This window comes from Botrimarina mediterranea (genome assembly GCF_007753265.1).
Classification (GTDB): Bacteria; Planctomycetota; Planctomycetia; order Pirellulales; family Lacipirellulaceae; genus Botrimarina; species Botrimarina mediterranea.
Window position 1 is genome coordinate 5,492,760 of the sequence record NZ_CP036349.1, and the last position, 17,949, is coordinate 5,510,708.

General features: G+C 65.7%; 20 protein-coding genes. 8 read left to right on the forward strand and 12 right to left on the reverse strand.

All coding sequences use genetic code 11. From position 1 onward, the window contains the following. Positions 1-16: 16 nt before the first annotated feature. A complete protein-coding gene (locus Spa11_RS21055; protein ID WP_145116524.1) occupies positions 17-1,171 on the reverse strand; it encodes a DNA topoisomerase IV subunit A in 1,155 nt (384 codons plus the stop codon). A 143-nt stretch (positions 1,172-1,314) separates the two neighbouring features. Here Spa11_RS21055 and Spa11_RS21060 point away from each other — a divergent pair, with 143 nt between their 5' ends. Beyond that, positions 1,315-2,586 (forward strand): arabinan endo-1,5-alpha-L-arabinosidase, encoded by a 1,272-nt coding sequence (locus tag Spa11_RS21060; protein ID WP_197529570.1) that lies wholly within the window; start codon positions 1,315-1,317, stop codon positions 2,584-2,586. Positions 2,587-2,677: 91 nt separating this feature from the next. Here Spa11_RS21060 and Spa11_RS21065 read toward each other — a convergent pair whose 3' ends face one another. Then, a complete protein-coding gene (locus Spa11_RS21065) occupies positions 2,678-2,995 on the reverse strand; it encodes a P-II family nitrogen regulator (protein ID WP_145116529.1) in 318 nt (105 codons plus the stop codon). A 93-nt stretch (positions 2,996-3,088) separates the two neighbouring features. On the opposite strand from Spa11_RS21065, the gene Spa11_RS21070 reads away from it, so the two are divergent. From Spa11_RS21070 to Spa11_RS21090, 5 genes are all read left to right on the forward strand, one after another. Then, on the forward strand, positions 3,089-3,598 hold the full coding sequence (locus Spa11_RS21070) for a GNAT family N-acetyltransferase (protein WP_197529571.1): 510 nt from the start codon (positions 3,089-3,091) through the stop codon (positions 3,596-3,598). 277 nt (positions 3,599-3,875) lie between these two features. Then, positions 3,876-4,139 carry a hypothetical protein gene (locus tag Spa11_RS21075; protein ID WP_145116534.1) on the forward strand — a complete coding sequence of 88 codons (264 nt, stop codon included), beginning with the start codon at positions 3,876-3,878 and terminating at the stop codon, positions 4,137-4,139. A gap of 62 nt (positions 4,140-4,201) precedes the next feature. Next, complete coding sequence (locus Spa11_RS21080) at positions 4,202-5,236, forward strand: VIT1/CCC1 transporter family protein (protein ID WP_197529572.1); 1,035 nt, start codon at positions 4,202-4,204, stop codon at positions 5,234-5,236. A gap of 174 nt (positions 5,237-5,410) precedes the next feature. Then, positions 5,411-6,220, forward strand: coding sequence for a thymidylate synthase (locus Spa11_RS21085; RefSeq protein ID WP_145116536.1), 810 nt, complete (start codon positions 5,411-5,413; stop codon positions 6,218-6,220). Positions 6,221-6,308: 88 nt separating this feature from the next. Next, entirely contained in the window at positions 6,309-6,806 is a 498-nt protein-coding gene (locus Spa11_RS21090; RefSeq protein WP_231933062.1) for a dihydrofolate reductase, read from the forward strand. A 107-nt stretch (positions 6,807-6,913) separates the two neighbouring features. Here the strand turns inward: Spa11_RS21090 and epmA are convergent, their stop codons facing one another. The 4 genes from epmA to efp all read right to left on the reverse strand — a co-directional run bounded on the left by epmA (position 6,914) and on the right by efp (position 11,178). Continuing rightward, the gene (epmA, locus tag Spa11_RS21095) at positions 6,914-7,894 is read right to left on the reverse strand and encodes an EF-P lysine aminoacylase EpmA (RefSeq protein ID WP_197529573.1); all 981 of its coding nucleotides are present in this window, start codon (positions 7,892-7,894) and stop codon (positions 6,914-6,916) included. Beyond that, positions 7,849-9,831, reverse strand: coding sequence for a M48 family metallopeptidase (locus Spa11_RS21100; protein WP_145116542.1), 1,983 nt, complete (start codon positions 9,829-9,831; stop codon positions 7,849-7,851). The genes epmA and Spa11_RS21100 overlap by 46 nt, the downstream gene beginning before the upstream one ends. Before the next feature lie 101 nt (positions 9,832-9,932). Beyond that, on the reverse strand, positions 9,933-10,538 hold the full coding sequence (locus Spa11_RS21105) for a LemA family protein (RefSeq protein WP_145116544.1): 606 nt from the start codon (positions 10,536-10,538) through the stop codon (positions 9,933-9,935). A 64-nt stretch (positions 10,539-10,602) separates the two neighbouring features. Next, complete coding sequence (gene efp / locus Spa11_RS21110) at positions 10,603-11,178, reverse strand: elongation factor P (RefSeq protein WP_145116547.1); 576 nt, start codon at positions 11,176-11,178, stop codon at positions 10,603-10,605. A 192-nt stretch (positions 11,179-11,370) separates the two neighbouring features. Between efp and epmB the strand changes: the two genes are divergently transcribed. Together epmB and Spa11_RS21120 are read left to right on the forward strand one after the other, a co-directional pair. Then, positions 11,371-12,342: an EF-P beta-lysylation protein EpmB gene (gene epmB / locus Spa11_RS21115; RefSeq protein WP_197529574.1), complete on the forward strand. Its 972-nt coding sequence runs from the start codon at positions 11,371-11,373 to the stop codon at positions 12,340-12,342. Continuing rightward, positions 12,339-13,460 carry a radical SAM protein gene (locus Spa11_RS21120; protein WP_145116551.1) on the forward strand — a complete coding sequence of 374 codons (1,122 nt, stop codon included), beginning with the start codon at positions 12,339-12,341 and terminating at the stop codon, positions 13,458-13,460. Before epmB ends, Spa11_RS21120 begins: the two co-directional genes overlap by 4 nt. Positions 13,461-13,568: 108 nt before the next feature. Here Spa11_RS21120 and Spa11_RS21125 read toward each other — a convergent pair whose 3' ends face one another. The 6 genes from Spa11_RS21125 to Spa11_RS21150 all read right to left on the reverse strand — a co-directional run bounded on the left by Spa11_RS21125 (position 13,569) and on the right by Spa11_RS21150 (position 17,918). Beyond that, positions 13,569-14,207, reverse strand: coding sequence for a hypothetical protein (locus Spa11_RS21125; protein WP_145116553.1), 639 nt, complete (start codon positions 14,205-14,207; stop codon positions 13,569-13,571). Beyond that, positions 14,207-14,422 (reverse strand): hypothetical protein, encoded by a 216-nt coding sequence (locus Spa11_RS21130; protein WP_145116555.1) that lies wholly within the window; start codon positions 14,420-14,422, stop codon positions 14,207-14,209. The genes Spa11_RS21125 and Spa11_RS21130 overlap by 1 nt, the downstream gene beginning before the upstream one ends. Position 14,423: 1 nt before the next feature. After that, complete coding sequence (locus Spa11_RS21135) at positions 14,424-14,810, reverse strand: hypothetical protein (protein WP_145116558.1); 387 nt, start codon at positions 14,808-14,810, stop codon at positions 14,424-14,426. A gap of 9 nt (positions 14,811-14,819) precedes the next feature. Continuing rightward, positions 14,820-15,923, reverse strand: coding sequence for a LamG-like jellyroll fold domain-containing protein (locus Spa11_RS21140; RefSeq protein WP_145116561.1), 1,104 nt, complete (start codon positions 15,921-15,923; stop codon positions 14,820-14,822). A gap of 200 nt (positions 15,924-16,123) precedes the next feature. Further along, positions 16,124-17,287 carry a phage major capsid protein gene (locus Spa11_RS21145; RefSeq protein WP_145116564.1) on the reverse strand — a complete coding sequence of 388 codons (1,164 nt, stop codon included), beginning with the start codon at positions 17,285-17,287 and terminating at the stop codon, positions 16,124-16,126. Between the two features lie 157 nt (positions 17,288-17,444). Then, positions 17,445-17,918, reverse strand: coding sequence for a hypothetical protein (locus tag Spa11_RS21150; protein ID WP_145116566.1), 474 nt, complete (start codon positions 17,916-17,918; stop codon positions 17,445-17,447). Positions 17,919-17,949: the final 31 nt, after the last annotated feature.

The following is a 17,949-nucleotide window of genomic DNA, read 5'->3' on the forward strand; positions in this document are numbered from 1 at the left end:
CACGTTGAGGCGATAATCAATCCAACCAGTCCTTCGCCGCCAGTCGCTCCGGCACGTACGTCTCCGTCACGTAACTGATGTCCTTCGACATCAGGGATTCGACTTCGAGCTTGAAGTCGTTCTTGAGCATCCGCTCGATCTCGCGCTGCCAATCCCGCTTCTTCTCGAACCACGGGTACTTGGCGACCTGCTTGGCGCGTTTACGGTCGGTGTCGGAGAGGCCGATGATCACGTCGTCCGAAAGCTCGCAGCGGTCGAAGTCGAGGCTCCGCAGGCCGAGGTACTTTGCCTCGGGGATCGCCATCCGCTGCGATTCAAACGCCAAGTTGATCGAGCCCTGCTTGATGACGCTGTAGATGTAGTACCCCCACGGGTCGTTATCGAGCACGCAGTAGATCGGCAGCTTCAACTCGTTATGCATCCGGTGCAACAGCCGACGCACGCCACGTGGCGGCTGCCCGGCGCCGTGCGTGAGGATGCAGTTGTGCTGTTCCCAGAAGCGGTCCTCGTTGAAGCGCTGCCAGACCGTGCCTTTTTCGACATGAAGGATGAACTTGGCGTCGCACTTCTTTGGGTCGAGCTCGATGATGCCCGGCTCAACGATCGAAGGGATCGCGTAGCCGCCCGACCCCATCCGCCGACAGTCGATCGTGTCGCCACGATCCGTCAGCGTGATGCCGCCGACCATCGCGCCGCGATTCTCGGCGTAGAGGTGTAGTTCTTCGCGGATGCTGGACAGCAGCACTTCCACGTCTTCGATGATCGTGTCGCACTCGTTCTGATCGTCGAACGTGTTCTCCTTCGTCTCGGCGATCTTGTGCTTGAGCATGTAGTAGAGTCCCCGGAGGCTCGACGACTTGCCCACGTCGAGCAGCTCCTTACACCCCTTCGCGACGAGCATCGTCCGCATGTACGCCTTCGCCTGCGACAGGTCGAACAGCTGACGGCGGTTCTTACCGCTCCCCATCTCGAGGATCCCCTTCCGTGGGGAGTACTTCACGTTCGAGAGGGTCCTGCTCGGAATGTCGAGGAACGGGTCCCGCTTCTTCTCCGCGGCCATGACGACCCCGTCGGCCAGCCCCACCAGGGCGGCCATCGTCTTCTTGTCGCGCTCGGTCAGGACGACGCGCTTCTTCTGGGCGGGCTTGGTGGTCGCGGTCTTCTTCGCCATGGCGGTCGCAGAGAGGTTCGTCGGCGGTCAATTCAATGGGAATCCGCAATTCTCTACGCCAAAAGCCTCGGCGACGAGGGGCCTCTTGTCTAAACTATTTAGAGGTTTTTCTCATCTCCCGACAAACTCCTTTGAAGCCAACCGTGACCAAGTGGCTGTTACTTCTGCCGCTCGTTTCCCTGCTGATGGCGGCGATTTCTCCGAGCGTCCAGGGAATCACCCTCACCGGCCAGCGCGACATCCACGACCCCTCACGGATTCATGAGCTAGACGGTCGCTACTACACCTACGGCACCGGCGGGCCTGGGGGCGCGATCGTTACTCGCTACTCGGACGACCTCGTCCAATGGTGGAACGGACCGGCCGCCATCGCCGCGGTTCCCGCTTGGGCCCTGCAGATGGTCCCCGAGAACGGCGGCGGCATGTGGGCGCCCGATGTCGTACAAGTTGGCGACGAGTACCGAATGTACTACTCGGTCTCGTCCTTCGGCAGCCAACGCTCGGTCATCGGGCTCGCGACCAACACGACGCTCGACTTCAACAGCCCCAACTACCAGTGGGTCGATCAAGGCCTCGTGATCGCCTCGCAACCCGGCTCGCCCTACAACGCGATCGACGCCGGCCTGTTGTACGAGGAAGATACGGACCGCCTCTGGCTATCGTTCGGCTCCTACTGGAACGGCCTCTACAGCACGCAGCTCAACGTCGATACCGGCAAGCTGTCGCCACGCAATCCCGCTCCCGTCAACATCGCGCGCAATCCCGGCAGCCCCGTAAATGCGATCGAAGCGGCCCACATCATGGAGCGCGAGGGCTCGTACTACCTCGTCACCAACTGGGACGCCTGCTGCCAAGGCGCCAGCAGCACTTACAATCTTCGAGTCGGCCGCGGCGACAGCCCGCTCGGCCCTTTCTTCGATCGCAACGGCGTCAACATGCTCCAAGGCGGCGGCGAGTTGTTCCTCGCTACCGAGGGAAACCAGATCGGCCCGGGGCACTTCAGCGACTTTTCCGCAAATGGCCTCGACTACTTCGCCTTCCACTATTACGACGGCGCCGCGAATGGCGCCCCACGCTTAGGGATCGAAGAGTTCGGCTGGACCTACGACGGCTGGCCCGTAGCGCTGCGCGACCTTCCTGCCGGCGACTACAACCGCGACGGCCGCGTCGACGCCGCCGACTACACCGTCTGGCGAGACACCTTCGGCTCGACAACCGACCTCCGCGCCGATGGCAGCAGCGGCCGCGGCAGCGCCGGCCGCATCGACCAATCCGACTACGGCGTCTGGTCGATCAACTACAGCGCCGATTACGCCACGGCAACCACTAGCACGACCATCCCCGAGCCAACCGCGTTCAGCCTCACTGCCATCGCCGCCGCGTATCTCTCAGCGTTCCGCCGCCAAGAATCTTGAACCACAAAGGAACGAAGGAACAAAGAAGAATCGACGGGGGGTCCAGATCCGTTCTTCCCGTCGTTCCTTAGTTCCTTTGTGGTTAACTTCTCTAGATCGACACGACCCGCTCGTAAGGCTGAGCCGGCAGCACGAAGATTTTCCCGTCGCCCATCCGCCCCGTGCGGGCGATCTCCACGAGGCGCTCCAGCACCTCTTCGGCGCGGGCGTCTTCGACCATCATCGACAGCTCGACCTTCGGCAAGAACGCCATGGCGCCGTCGTCGCCGGCGTACTGGTCGAGGTAGCTCTTCTGCTTCCCCATCCCCTTCACCTCGTGGACCCACAACGCCTCCAGCGGCGCCCGCCGCAGGCCTTCGAGGACCCGCTCGGCCAGGTAGGGTTTAACGATGGCGATGATTTGTTTCATCGAGGACGTACTGAGAGGTTCTCGCCGGTTCGTGAACCCCGGTATCTTACTCGCTGTCCACGGGCAGTGCGATTGCCGCGACGGAGGCTGGAAGTGCTTGACGAGATTCGGCTGCGCAACGAAGCTCCCGACGACCTCGACGCCATCCGGCGCCTCAACGAAGCGGCGTTCCCCACGCCCGCCGAGGGTCGCCTCGTTGACCTGCTGCGTGAAGCCGGCCGCCTGACGCTGTCGATCGTCGCCGTCGCGGGCGACCAAATCGTCGGGCACGTCGCCCTCAGCCCCATCACCGTTGATGGCAGCGTAGCCGGCCTCGGTCTGGCGCCGCTCGCCGTTGACGCCGCCTATCGCCGCCAAGGAATCGGCGGCGCCCTCATCGAGCACTCCCTCGATCGGTGCCGTGAGCTGCGGACGCCCCTGGTCGTGGTCCTCGGCGAGCCCGCCTACTATCGCCGGTTTGGCTTCGAATCGGCCAGCCGCTACGGCCTCGTGGACGAGTACGGCGGCGGCGACGCCTTCCAGGCTCTCTGGCTCGGTCCGACCGCACCCCGCCCCAGTGGGACCATAAAATACGCGCCCGAGTTCTCGATTTTCGGGGTGTAGCCATCACTACCGAATACCATTGCCGCTGCCATCCGCTGCGGGGAGAAATTTGGGCAGCGGCCCCGCCCTGTTGCCGATGATGATCCTTCAGCGGTACGCTCACTCCCGGCGAAGGAATGCCGAACAGGTAAACTGCGCTGCGGCACACGGCAATCCGCATTCGGTAGGCCTGCGTCGACCCATCGGGCACAATCCTCGTACCGATTGACGCGGCTCGGCACACAAGACCAACGGCGTTGCCCCCACGGCTCGCCGCGCACCACAGGCGATCTCACCCATGGCCCAGCAGCATTCCAAGCACGTCCAAAGCAAGATCAAGAGCTTCTACGACAACCGCGAGGCCTCCGGGCTCCAGCGGCTGCAAGAGCTGGTGACGGACCTCTACCTCGCCGAGGGGAAGAAACGCGCGACCACCTGGGGCTACATCGAGAAGGCCCTCGAGAAGGTCGGCGTCAAACCCGATCGCATCGCCCACCTCAAGGCGAAGGACGACCCGCAGCTGCTCGCAAAAGTTGTCGAAGAGTTGATGGCGAAGGGGTAGAAAGGCTGTCGGCCGTCGCCTGTCGGCTGTCGGCTTTTCGATGACGAGAGAAGGTCGCCGCCGTGCGTTGGGATTCGATCGACGAAAAGACGTGGCGGCGTGGGCTAGCGACGGGCGAGCTGCGCGGCGACAAGTTCGTCATCACCGACTTCGGCGATGACTCGACGTGGGCCGACGCTCTCGCCGATGTCTACCAGGCCTCGACGCAGTTCCCGCGTTCGACAGTCGCCGTCGCATTGTCGCCCGCCGCGAAGAACCTGCTGCGTGACCTGCGCTCGCAAGGCCGCCTCAGCTTCCGCGAACACGACGGCCTCGCCGACATCGACAACGTCCTCGACTTCACCGACCAGAGCCTCCGCGCCCACATCGACGAGCACAAGCCGTCCGCGATCGCCCAGCGGCTCGAGCTCGGCTTCCGCCATAGCTACCTCAAGGATTTCGTCTACGGCGCCATCGACGGCGCGGTGACGACATTCGCCGTCGTATCGGGCGTCGCCGGCGCGGGCCTCTCGCCTGGGATCATCATCATCCTCGGCGCGGCCAACCTCGTCGGCGACGGCTTCAGCATGGCGGCGAGCAACTTCCTCGGCACCCGCGCCGAACAACAGCTCCGCGCCCGCGCCCGCCGGCTCGAAGAAGAGCACATCGCGCGCTACGAAAAGGGCGAGCGCGAAGAGGTCCGCCAGATCTTCGCCGCCAAGGGTTTTGAGGGGGCCGACCTCGAGAACGCCGTCCGCGTCATCACCAGCGACCGCGACCGCTGGGTCGACACCATGCTCCAAGAAGAGCACGGCCTCCCCCTCTCCAGCCCCTCCGCCTGGCGGGCGGCGTGGACGACGTTCGTCGCCTTCCTCCTGGTCGGCCTCATCCCGCTGCTCCCCTTCCTCTGGGAGTTTGCCCGGGGCAACGTCTCCAGCAGCCCCTTCCTCGCCAGCACCATCATGACCGCGGTCGCCTTCGTCGCCGTCGGCGCCGCCAAGTCCCGCTTCGTCGATCACCACTGGACCGTCAGCGGCGCCGAAACCCTAGCCGTCGGCGGCGCCGCAGCAGCCCTCGCCTACGTAGCCGGCGTGCTATTGAAGGGCGTCGTAGGATAGAATCCCCTACTGTAGGAGGCGTCTCCAGACGCCGATTACGGTCTCCCAGCCGAATTACGGCATGGTGCACGTAATCGGGGTCTGGAGGCCCCCCCCCACAGCCATCTTCGATGGCTTCTTCCCTCAGCCCCTAGCCCCTCGTCCCTAACCCCTCGTAGCCGTTAGGCTACCCCCATGCACCAATACCTCGACTTGCTCCGCCGCGTCTACGAGCACGGCGCCCCCAAGGGCGACCGCACCGGCACCGGCACTCGCAGCGTCTTCGGTCACCAGATGCGGTTCGACCTGTCGCAGGGGTTTCCGCTCGTGACCACCAAGAAGGTGCACCTCAAGTCGATTATCCACGAGTTGCTCTGGTTCATCCGCGGCGAGACGAGCATCGACTACCTCCGCGACAATGGCGTCACCATCTGGGACGAGTGGGCCGACGAAGACGGCGAGCTCGGCCCCGTCTATGGCAAGCAGTGGCGTTCGTGGCGAGTCCCCGGCGAAGACGGCCACAGCGAGCGTCACATCGACCAGCTCGCCGAAGTCATCGACGAGATCAAGGGCGACCCCGACAGCCGCCGGCTGATCGTCAGCGCGTGGAACGTCGCCGACCTCCCCGACATGGCGCTGCCGCCGTGCCACCTCTTGTTCCAGTTCTACGTCGCGGGCGGCAAGCTGAGCTGCCAGCTCTACCAGCGCTCGGCCGACGTCTTCCTCGGCGTGCCGTTCAACATCGCCAGCTACGCGCTGCTGACGATGATGGTCGCCCAGGTGACCGGCTTCGAGCCGGGCGAGTTCATCCACACCCTCGGCGACGCCCACCTCTACGACAACCACTTAGAGCAGGCCCAGACGCAACTCGCCCGCGAACCCCGCCCGCTCCCCCAGATGCGGATCGACCCGTCGGTCACGTCGATCGACGACTTTCGCTTCGAGCACTTCACTCTAGAAGGCTACGACCCGCATCCCCACATCAAAGCCCAAGTGGCGGTGTAGTGTGAGTGGGCAGTCAGCAGTGGGCAGTGGGCAGCAAGAAGACGACGCGCCGCGAGCCGCGTCGTCCCGACCGCGGCTGTCCCTGGTAGTGGCCGCCTCCTCAAACAACATCATCGGCCGTGGGGGCGAACTCCCCTGGCGCCTCCCCGCCGACCTCGCCCACTTCAAACGCCTCACGATGGGCGCCGCGATCCTCATGGGTCGCAAGACCTACGACTCGATCGGCCGCCCTCTCCCCGGCCGGAAGTCGATCGTCCTCACCCGCGATGTGAGCTGGCGCGCCATTCACGACGAAGTCTTGGTAGCAGAGTCTCTCGATCAAGCCATCGCCATCGCGGCTCAAGCCGAAGTCGAGTTGAAAGCCCAAGTCTTCGTCATCGGCGGCGGCGAGATCTACCGCCTCGCCCTCCCGAAAGCCGACCGCATCTACCTGACGCGTGTCCATACGACTGTTGTTGAGGGTGACGCGACATTCCCTGAACTCAACTCCTCCGAGTGGCGCCTAGTCTCATCAGCAGACCATCCGGCCGACGAACGCAACGAGCACGCCTGCACGTTCGAAGTCTGGGAGCGGCGAAGTGTGTAGGTGTAGGGTGCGATGCAGCGAAGCGCAATCGCACCGTCACGGCATCGGTCGGATAGCCACAAGCCAGCCGATGGACGCCGTGGCGGTGCGATTCCGCTGACGCTACATCACACCCTACGACTCTCAGCAAACGCCCGCACCTCGCCAATGCTCTGCGCCCCGGTCGCAAGCATCACGATCCGGTCGAACCCAATCGCCACGCCCGCGCACGGCGGCAAGCCGGGATCGACCATTTCGCTCAGCAGCCGTTCCGGCATCGGAACCACCGGCCACCCCGCCGCGACCCGCTGGGTATTCGCTATTTCCAGTCGCCGTCGCAACGCGACCGCGTCCGTCAGTTCTTCGTACCCATTGGCGAGCTCCATCCCCCGCCAATAGACCTCGAACCGTTGCGCTACCTCGGCGCCCTCGCCGTCAACGACCGTCTTCGCCAGCGACGCCTGCGTCGCCGGGTAGTCATACAGCACTTCGGGCGCCTCGACCCCGAGCGTCGGCTCCACACACAACGCCAGCAGCACGTTCAACCACTCGTCACGATCGTCCGACTCGAACGGTTCCACCGCCGAAGGTGATCTGCTCAGCGCCAACTCGCGCAGTTCCTCGACCATTGCCGTGTGCGGATCGATCCCCAACGGTCCAAACGCCTCGCGATACGTCGTTCTCCGAAACGGCGGAGCCTTCAACAACGTCTGAAACAACGCCTCGGTCAACGCGATCGCGTCATCAAGACCTTTGTCGACCTGATACCACTCCAGAATCGTGAACTCGGGATTATGCAGCCGCCCCACCTCGTAGCCGCGGAAAGACTTCGTTACTTCGAACAGCGAACCAGCCCCAGCGCACAACAGCCGCTTGTGGTGCATCTCGGGCGACGCCTGCAACACACGCCGGCCATCGTCGATCGTCGAAAGCTGGATGTGCTGCTCGGGGATCGCCTCGGCCGCGGCGAGCGGCGTCTCGACCTCCAGGAAGCCACGTTGCTTGAAAAACGCGCGAGTCTTGTCGAGCAAGTCGGCACGCTGGCGGAGCGTTTCCATCTTCATCACGCCGACAACCTCTGCCCCGGCAGCAATGGTGGCATCGGACAATCGAGCAGGTCCGAAATGCCCCGCAGGAGCTCCGCCTCGGCGACCACCACGTGCTGGTCTGCACAGATCACCGCCGCGGCCGCATCGACGACCCGGCCCCGGTGATGCTCTTCCGCCAACGCGATCTTCTCCAGCGCCGCCCGCAGCGCGTCGAGGCCGCATTGCGATCGATCGAGCAGGTTGCCCGGCGCCTCTTTCAACTGCGATCGGCCGATTGCATAACCCGCCGCCGCGTTGCTCTTCTCGCCACACGCATACGCCAACGCCGACAGCAGCACGCCGCACTCGTGCGAAAGCGGATACAGTGAGCTGTATTGCACCCGCGGCGAACGCACCCGCTCGAACTGCGGCCGCAAGTTTCGCAGCAGCACCTGCGACAGCGTCCACTCGAACAGGCTCAATCGATCGTCGGCGACCACCAGCGCCCGGAAGCTCCGGCAGAACCGTTGGTACTGCGGGAACGACATCGCCGCCAGCGAAGCCAGACTCAAATCCACCAGCGGCAGCCGGAGCCGCTCGTCGAGATTGTCGATTGGCTCCAAGAGCCGATTGAAGAGCAGCGCCACCACGGCGGGGTCGGCCGTCTCCTGCAGCGCCTGTCGCTGCTTCGCCCGCACCTCGGGGTTCTCGTCGAGAAGTAAACCGTAGACGACCGCCCGCGCGCCGCTCGGCTCGCCCGCCGCGTCACGGATCGTGTCGGGAATGGACGCGATCAACTCCGCCGCATACAAGCGATGCGCTTCGAGTGGGTCCCCGATCCAGTCCACCGCATGATCCATCGAATCGATGGAGACTTCCTCGTCCGGCCCGTTCCCGCCGCGTGCAACGCCCGCGGCAAAGCCGACGCCGTCGCCGACGTCCGCCACGCCGCCGGCCACGCCCTGCGGCAGCTTGCCATCCCACTTCGGCTCGATCGCCTTGATGCGGTCCTTCAGCGGCGGATGCGTCGCCATCAACGACGTGAAGCCCTCCCACACGCCCTGCGAGAAGAACATGTGACTCAGCTCCGGCGCCCGCGGGTGCGACACCTGGCTGCCGACCGAGCTCGCCAGAATCTTCTTCAGCGCCCCCGCGATGCCTCCCGGGTTGCGCGTGAACTGCACCGCCGAGGCGTCGGCCAAGTACTCGCGCTGCCGCGACACGGCCGCCTTGATCAGCCCGCCGAGCAAGCTGCCGACCGCCCCCAGCACCACCAGCGCCACGCCGATCGCCAACACGGCGAGGACGGCCGTCCCGCCTTTCCCCGTGCCGTCGCTCCCCGATCTCCGCGAGTCGTAGGAATGCGACGAGTGGAAGACAATCCGCAGCACCAGCCGCCCAATCAGCCCTAGCAGCAGAATGCCGTGCAGCACGCCGATCAGGCGGATGCTCATCCGCATGTCGCCGTTGAGGATGTGGCTGAACTCGTGGGCGATGACGCCTTGCAACTCGTCGCGGCTCAGGTTCTTCACACAGCCGCGGGTGACGCCGACCACTGCGTCACTCGGCGTGTAGCCGGCCGCGAAGGCGTTAATCGAATCGTCGTCGATTAGGAACACGGGCGGCGAGGGCGTCCCCGAGGCGATCGCCATCTCATCGACGACGTTTAGCACCCGCCGCTCGTCCGGGTCGGTCGTGGTGTCGCGCACGAGCCGGCGCCCGCCAAGGCCTTCCGCGACGCCGCGTCCACCGCCGACGCGGAGCGACGCCACTTTGAACAGCGAACCGCCCGCGATCAACGCGAGCGCCCCGCCCGCTGCGCCGGCCGGCGCTTGCCAGGGGACGTGATGCGCCGCGCCGTCGAGCGCCCGGACGCGCTCGTTGTCGGCCACGAGCGCCAGGTAGGTCACCACGAAGACCGTCGCCACCACCGCGATCACGGACAGCGCAAAGACGCCGATCAACCAAACCGTCGACCGCCTCGCCGCCGCCTGCCGCTGAAAGAAGTCGGTAGCCATGGGGGAGGGGCTAGGGGTTAGGGGCTGAGGGGCTGAGGGAAGGACTGGGGAACGCTTGCGCTTTCCCTTAGCCCCTTAGCCCCTAACCCCTAGCCCCTTCGTCAGAAACTTACCTTCGGCGCTTCGTTGATCTTGGCGTCGTCGAAGTCGAGCAGTTCCGCGTCCTGCGAGTGGCCCAGGAGGCCCGCGAAGAAGATCGGCGGGAACGTCTGCTTGTACGTGTTGTACTCCGTCACCGCGTCGTTGTAGTGCTGACGGGCGAACGCGACCTTGTTCTCGGTCGAGGTCAGCTCTTCGGTGAGCTGCGCCATGTTCTGGTTCGCCTTGAGGTCCGGATACGCCTCCGAAACCATCATCAAACGGCCCAGCACGCCGCCCAGGCCGTTCTCAGCCGCCGACAAGTTGGCCATCGCCGTCGGGTCGCCGGGGTTGGCCGACGCCGCCTTCAACGCGCCGACGGCTTGGTTCCGCGCCGCGGTCACCGCTTCGAGCGTCTCGCGCTCGTGGGCCATGTACTTCTTGGCGATCTCGACCAGATTCGGGATCAGGTCATAACGCCGCTGCAGCTGCACCTCGATCTGCGAGAACGCGTTCTGGAAACGGTTCTTCAGCGTCACCAGCCGGTTGTAAATCCCGACGACGTAGAGAAAAATGAGGACCGCAATCGCCGCTAAGACGATCAGCATGATGAGGCCTGGGCCGAGCATCGCATTTCTCTCCGGTCTAAGAAACCTTTAGGTGAAACGCTCACCGATCACTCGGGAGCCCCGCTTACTCGGGAGCGTTGGTCCGTTCGATGTACTCGTCCGTCCGCGTATCGACGCGTAGCCAGTCGCCCGTGTTGATGAACGACGGGGCGAGGATCTCGGCGCCTGTCTCGAGCTTGACGGGCTTTTGCACGCCCGTGGCGGTGTTTCCCTTCGGCGCCGGCTCGGCGAACTCGACTTGCAGGACGACGTGGTTCGGCGCGAACACCGAGATCGCGTTGCCGTTGAACGTCATCAACTGGCAGTCCATGTTCTCTTTCAGGTACTTGGCGGCGTCGCCGACCTGGTCGGCCGTCAGCTCGTACTGCTCGTAGTCCTGGTTGTTCATGAAGACGAAGCTGTCGCCCTGCTTGTACAGGTACTGGGCGGTGAACTCCATCACGTCGGCCTCTTCCAGCACTTGGCCGGCGCGGTAGGTCCGATCGACGACGGTGTTACGGAGCAAGTTCTTCATCTTGCACTCGTACAGAGCGGTCCCCTTGCCGGGCTTCCGGAAGTTCATCTCCACCATTAGGTAGGGGGTGCCATCGATCTGGACCTTCAACCCCTTGCGGAAATCACTCGTGCTGACCGTGCCCACGCTTCACTCTCTTCCGTCGTTAGTTGCTGGTAAGATGAGGGGCCCCTCGTGAGTCGCCCCCTGCCCGCGAGTCGCCCTCGGTGAGGGCAGACCCCCTTCCGATGGCGTCGAATGTACGCGATGCAGAGTTTATCCGACCAACAACCTCCTGTCCGCCCCCAATCCCCCCCCCTCCTCGGACATGAAATCCCTGTGCTCGGAGACTGGCGGCAGGAACTCCAGCACGCCATCCGCGACCCCTTCGAGCTTTGCGAACTCCTCGGCCTCCCCGTCTCGGTGGCCCAAGGAGCCCAAGATCACGGCTTCCCGCTGCTCGCCCCCCGGCCCTTCGTCGCCCGGATGCGGTCCGGTAACCCGAACGACCCCCTGCTGCTCCAGGTCCTCCCCCGGCAAGACGAACGCCGCTCGCCGTCGCTGCCGAGCGACGCCGTCGGCGACCTCGCCGCCCAGAAGGCCGACGGGCTGTTGCACAAGTACTTCGGCCGGGCCCTCTTAATCTTGGCGCCAAACTGCGCCGTTAACTGCCGCTACTGCTTCCGCCGCCACTTCCCCTACGACACGGTCCCCGCCGGCGACGCCGCCTGGGCCCCCGCCCTCGACCAAATCCGCGCCGACGCCACGATCGCCGAGGTCCTCCTCAGCGGCGGCGACCCGCTGGTGCTCGGCGACAAGCGGCTCTCACGCCTCATTGACTCGCTCGAAGCCATCCCGCACGTCGCCCGGCTCCGCATCCACACGCGTCTGCCCGTCGTCATCCCGCAGCGAGTAACAACGGCCCTCTGCGACACGCTCGAAGCCTCCCGGCTCCGTACCGTCGTGGTCCTGCACATCAACCACGCCAACGAGATCGACGACGCCGTCGCCACGGCCGTCGCCAAGCTCCGTGGCGCCGGCGCGATGCTCTTCAACCAGAGCGTTCTGCTGGGCGGCGTCAACGACTCGGTCGAGGCCCAGGCCGCCCTCTGCGAGCGGCTGGTGGAGGTCGGCGTCACGCCCTACTACCTCCACCAGCTCGACATGGTCGAGGGCGTGGGGCACTTCGAGACCCCCGTCCCCCGCGGTCTCCAAATTGTCAAAGAACTCCGCCAGCGCCTACCGGGTTACGCCGTCCCGCGCTACGTGCGCGAGACCGCCGGCGAACCCCACAAGACGCCGCTCGCATGAACGATGCCCCTTTCAACAATAAAGCGGCCTTCTTCGATCTCCCTGCGATCGACGCCCTCGCGCGCCGCTTGAAGATCGATCCGCACCGCGTCCGCCGCGCGCGCGTCGCTTACTTCAAGAAGTCGCTCAGCGCCGACGCCGCTCTCGCTGAACTGCCGCCCGAAGTCCGCGACGCCTTCGCCGCCGCCGTTGCGTTCGAAACCCTCACCGACATCCGCCGCTTTGATTCGCAGATCGACGGCGCCAGTAAACTCATCTCGCGCACCACGGCCGGTTACGCGATCGAAACCGTCATCCTCCGCCCCTCGACCGGTCGCACCGCGCTCTGCGTGTCGAGCCAGGTCGGCTGCGCCGCCGCCTGCGCTTTCTGCGCCACCGGCCAGATGGGCGTCGCCAAAAGCCTCAGCGCCGCCGAGATCCTCGACCAAGTTGTCCAAGCCAACCGCCTCCTTGCCGCCGAAGACCGCCGCGTCCGCAACATCGTCTTCATGGGCATGGGCGAACCCCTGCACAATGAAGCCGCCCTCCACGAAACGCTCGCCACACTCGGGGCCTCGCAGGGCTTCGACCATCCGCCGTCGCGCACCCTCGTCAGCACCGTCGGCGTCCCCGAGCCGCTCCTCCGCACCGCCGAGCGCTTCCCCACCGTTAACTTCGCCCTCAGCCTCCACGCCGCCTCGCAAGCCACGCGCGAAACGATCATCCCGCTGGCCAAACGCTACTCGCTCGACGTTCTCCGCAGCGCCGTTGAGCAGCTCAACGCCATGCAGCCCGAACGCACTTCGGTGATGATCGAGTACCTGATGCTGGACGGCGTCAACGACTCCGACGCCGACGCCGCCCTCCTCCTCGACTGGCTGCAAGGCCTCCGCGTCCACGTCAACCTCATCCCCTTCAATCCGATCGCTACTGCGCCCCATCTCCAGTCCTCCCCACGCCACACGATCGAAGCCTTCGGCGTCATCATCCGTAACGCCGGCCACCCCACCACGATCCGCTACTCCCTCGGCCGCGACATCGACGCCGCCTGCGGCCAACTCGTCCGCGACGAGAACCTCGCCATCGCCAAATCACTCCGCCAGGTCGCTAGCCAAGACCTATCAGCCGCGGGGCCTTAGCCCCCGGTTCCCTTCTTCGGAAATGACGAATGACGAAACCCGAATGACAAACCTACCGGTGACGGTGCGACCCCTCCGATAGGTTCGTCATTCGTCATTCGTGCTTCGTCATTCCCCCACCTCTTCCGCCGTCACGCGATAAACGTCGCCTGCTGTCGCCGGCAGCATCTGATCAACGACCGCATATAAACCCCCGCGATGCCGCCGCACGCGGTCACCCTCTCGAAGGTCGATCGGCGCCACCATCGTCACCGTGACGCTCACCGGGTTCACCGCGTCCTGCGGCTGCAGCCCGTCGGCCCTCGCGAAGCATCCCACGAGCCCCGGCCGCACCGTCCGCCAGCCGACCACCGTCGGCCCTTCCGAGGTCTCTTGGAAGATCGGCCGCTCCCAATCGAAGCGCTCGGCGAACTCCGGCGCGATCGTCGCGCGCACCGACTCGCACGACCACCGAGTCGCGCCACGCATCCGGTTCACGCTCCGAATCGTCGAGCACCCGCCGGCGCCGTCGACGACCACGTCTCCCGGTTGCGGCGAGACCCCCTCCACCTCGAGCGGCAACTGCCAAACCACCACCCGCCGCCGCACGGCGCCCTCGGCGTCGTCCGGCGAATCCGTCGCGTCGTCGAACCGCCACGCCAACATCTCCACGCCCGCGCCGCCGTGCGGACAGCGATAGAGCGTCACCGGCTCGAGCGTATCGACTACCGCCGCGAAGTCGCCCTCGGCGTTCCACTGGATAGGCATCACGAACCTCCTTCCGAGACGACCTCGTACGGCTCCAACTCAATCAACTTTCGGTCGCACCAATCGACCGTCCGCTGCAACGACTCGACGTACTGCTCCCAGTGAACCCGCTGCCCGTCGATCCAGTAGGTCGGCTTCAACTCACTCCGCACCTCCTGGATCTGTGCGAGCGTCTGCGCGCGGATGGCGAGGAGTTGCGTTTGGTCTTGTGTCATCTCAGAGCGCCTCGATGAAGAATCGGACCACGATCGGCTGGCCGTCCGTCGGCGTCAGCACGTACTGCACCCGGTAACGCCGCCCCGCCGTCACAAACGCCGGCGACTCGGTGACGTCCACCTCGTGGCGGAAGTTGAATCCCACCTCGTCCACCTCCCACGGCGGGTTGTCCAGCAACTCCGTCGACAATACCTGCTCCACGTCGAGCGCGACGCCCGTGTGCCCCGCCACGTCCGTTGGCGGCGCCAACCCGCACGGATCGACTTCCGCAACGGCATACGCCGCCGATGCGATCTCCTCCGGCGCCACCAGTGTCCCGTCGGCGTACGCGACCCGCGCCATCAGCACCGCGCTCGCGCCCGCGAAAGTGCTCCCGTAGATCTCCATTACCCCCTCTCATGGTTTGAGCCCACCCAACACCAACCCCGCCTGCGCTCCCGCCGTGGGACAGGCGTCGCCCGCCTCCGCGCCCGACTTCGCAACGCACTGTGCGACGGCCACGGCCGGCGCCCGTGCCGGCAGCACCTCCATCGCCGCCGAGTACGCCGGCGCGCTCACGCCGCCGAGGTTCGTCGCGATTGCCGCGACGCGCGCCCAACGCCCCGCCGAGCCCAGCGGAACCGCGTAGCTCCCCGCCCCCGTGACCGCGGCCGCGTCCACCCAACCGCTCACCGCATCGGGGCTCAGCTGCACGGCGCCCGCGACCGCCAGCGAACCGTTCGCATGGCTCTCCCACACGCCCGTCGTCACCGCCGCGAACGATCCGGCGCGCAGCGGACCCGCCAACGTCGGCGCCGATAGAGTCGTCGGCTCGGGACCGTGATACAGCTCCGCCGCTTCGGCCGCCGTCAACGCCCGATCGAACAGCGCCACACCGGCGATCGCGCCGTTGAAATGGCGCGCTTGGCCGCTGTCGAGGTAGCCAGTCATCCACCGCCCGCCATCGACCGCGCCGATGGCGCCGGTGGTGTTGCCGCCCTGCACCCAGGGTTCCGGCGCCGCCGCGACGCCCGCCAGTTCGCCGTCGAGATAGACCTCTAAGCTTGTCGGCTTATGCACGGCGACGAGGTGCCGCCAACTACCCCACACCGGCGACGAAGCGCTGACCGGCGTAGCGACGTAGTTCCGTGTGCTGACGAACACGACGTCGCCGTCTACGAGGTAGACCAGCGAACCGTGTGTCGCGCCCCCCGTCTCCACCAACACCTGCGGCGACCACGGCGGCGGCGCGTCAGGCTTCCACCACAAAGAGTAGGCGTGCTCCTCGCCGAGCCCGAGCGTCGTCTGCGCGGGGATGTTCGCTAGTTGCGTCGCGCCGTCGAACCGCAATCCCCGCGGCAACCACCCACCAGGCCCCGCCACGGAACCCATCGCGAAGTCAAACCCTACCACGAGCGCCGCCGGATTCGCCCCCGCCAGATCGGCGCCGCTCGAACCCGAGGTCTCTTGCAGCGGCCAATGAGCCGCCGCGTCGGCGATCACGTCCCAGTAACTCGACATGGCGTGGTTCCCAATCAGGTTCCAAGACTTAGAGAAGCATCAGCGAGCGTCGGGGTTGAAGCGGGCGCCCACAACAACCACCGGCGAGCCCACGACGTAAGTCGTGGGTGGGAAGCGATTTCCCACTTCCCACCCACGATTCACATCGTGGGCTCGCCGCCCCCCTCGTCCCCCGTCCCTAACCCCCCGTCCCTCAACTCCTACCCCACACACTTCACCACATACCGCGGATTCATCACCGCCGCCGCTCCGCGCTCGCTCGCTTTGAACCGCAGCACGATGTCGCTGGTAAAATCCGCCTCGCTCCCCAGCGGCGCCTGCGTCACGGTGATCGGCCAGTTCTCCATGTAGGCGAACGCCTTGCGGAAGTCGCCGAGGAACCACCACTTCTTCGCATCCGCCGCCGCCACACCCGACGCCAGGATCCGTCGATACGCCAGCCGGCTCTCTTCGACGCGGTAGTTGCCAAGCGGGTTGGCCGCCACGGTCGCCGTCCCGCCGCCGCCCGAGGCGTACGTCACCTCCGACGCGTTGAACGTCCGGTGCGCCGCGTGCCGGTAGGCGGGCATCACCAGCGCCGTCGTCGCCCCCAGCAGCACCGGCTCGCCCGTCGCCGGGTCGAGGATATCGGCGAACAGCTGCTCCGCCGCATCGACGCTCGCCCAATCCTCGAGCTCGTTCCCCGTCAGCACGTTCTTCCACGGCGCCGAGTCTTGGTACGTATCGTACGCGACGCCCTTGTGCTTGTAGTTGTTCGTCACGCCGATGATCAGGTCCAAGAGCCGCTTCTCTTTGTTGAGGCCCAGCACCTCGCCCACCTCCGCCGCGCGGCTCAACACCAAGTTCGTGCGGTCGAAGAAGATCGCCTCCTTCGTCACCGGCACGATGAAGCCGTGCTTCGCCGTCGCCGGGGTCTCGATGTAGTCCTCATCAAACCCCAGACTCGGGAACGGCATCCCCGCGCCGACCTCGTCGATCTGGTCTGCGATCCGCGACACGCCGGGGATTTTCTCGCCGTCGAGCCGCGTCGGGATCGTCTCCACCAGCCGCGACGCGACGAAGGCCTCTTGCGTGTAGGCCTCCATCACCTTGGCATGAACGACCTGCGCCGCGACGTTCTGAAACGCCGTGGCGTCCACCCCCTCGCTCGACTCCAGCACCGGCGACACGCCGCCGCTCCGCGGGTCGAGCCTCCGCACCCACTCACGCCCGTCCGGCACCAGCGCCTCGGCCAAGTCGCGCAGACTAAAGTCCTCCGGCCGCAGCGTCTTCTCCTCGAGCGCCTCGCTCAGATGCGCGACGGTTTTCGCCGCCCCATCCAGCTCATACCGCCGCCGCAACTCCCGGTAATTCAAAGCACGCATATCAAGATTCCTTGTGTGTTGATTCTCATCCCGTAGGGTGGGTTGCAACCCACCGAGGCCAAGTACCCGCTTCGCAGTGGGTCCCGACCCACCCGACGCTTGCGCGTCCCCTCAGCCCCTCAGCCCCTTAGCCCCTCAGCCCCTAACCCCTCCCCCCCTACGCCGCTTCTTGCGGCCCGCCCTTCATCACCGTGCTGACGACGTCCACCAGCACCCGCGTCGCCGCCACCGTCACTTGCTTGGCGCACCGTCCGATCGCCACGCCGACGCTCGCGGCGTCGGCGACCTTCTGGTCGATCAGTTGATCGCCAGCGAGGTTGATGCCGACCGAGATGAAGTCGCCCAACCCGTGCGTCGCCGAGTCGCAATCGAACTCAAAGGCGCCCGACGTCGCGATCCGAATCGATGAGGCCGTCCCCACCGGCGACGCCTGCATCGCGACGCCAACAAAGGCGTCGTGGAACCCTGACAGGTTGAGCACGCTCGACCCCTGGTTCGCCAGAGCCGAAGCCGGCCGCGCCATCCCCTCGGCCAGATAGACGAGGTCACCAATCTCGACCGCCACGTCCGCCGCCACCGGCAACATCACCGGGTTGGTGTCCCCATACCGCCACCGCATCGTATTCGCCATCACTCGCTCCTCATGCTTAGTTGATGAATCA

Coding starts and splice junctions, on each gene's coding strand:
- Spa11_RS21055 (WP_145116524.1), bottom strand. CDS start 1,171: ATGGCGAAGAAGACCGCGACCACCAAGCCCGCCCAGAAGAAGCGCGTC.
- Spa11_RS21065 (WP_145116529.1), bottom strand. CDS start 2,995: ATGAAACAAATCATCGCCATCGTTAAACCCTACCTGGCCGAGCGGGTC.
- Spa11_RS21105 (WP_145116544.1), bottom strand. CDS start 10,538: ATGCTCGGCCCAGGCCTCATCATGCTGATCGTCTTAGCGGCGATTGCG.
- Spa11_RS21135 (WP_145116558.1), bottom strand. CDS start 14,810: ATGGAGATCTACGGGAGCACTTTCGCGGGCGCGAGCGCGGTGCTGATG.
- Spa11_RS21150 (WP_145116566.1), bottom strand. CDS start 17,918: ATGGCGAATACGATGCGGTGGCGGTATGGGGACACCAACCCGGTGATG.
- Spa11_RS21125 (WP_145116553.1), bottom strand. CDS start 14,207: ATGCCTATCCAGTGGAACGCCGAGGGCGACTTCGCGGCGGTAGTCGAT.
- Spa11_RS21120 (WP_145116551.1), top strand. CDS start 12,339: ATGAACGATGCCCCTTTCAACAATAAAGCGGCCTTCTTCGATCTCCCT.
- Spa11_RS21100 (WP_145116542.1), bottom strand. CDS start 9,831: ATGGCTACCGACTTCTTTCAGCGGCAGGCGGCGGCGAGGCGGTCGACG.
- Spa11_RS21140 (WP_145116561.1), bottom strand. CDS start 15,923: ATGTCGAGTTACTGGGACGTGATCGCCGACGCGGCGGCTCATTGGCCG.
- Spa11_RS21075 (WP_145116534.1), top strand. CDS start 3,876: ATGGCCCAGCAGCATTCCAAGCACGTCCAAAGCAAGATCAAGAGCTTC.
- Spa11_RS21145 (WP_145116564.1), bottom strand. CDS start 17,287: ATGCGTGCTTTGAATTACCGGGAGTTGCGGCGGCGGTATGAGCTGGAT.
- Spa11_RS21130 (WP_145116555.1), bottom strand. CDS start 14,422: ATGACACAAGACCAAACGCAACTCCTCGCCATCCGCGCGCAGACGCTC.
- Spa11_RS21085 (WP_145116536.1), top strand. CDS start 5,411: ATGCACCAATACCTCGACTTGCTCCGCCGCGTCTACGAGCACGGCGCC.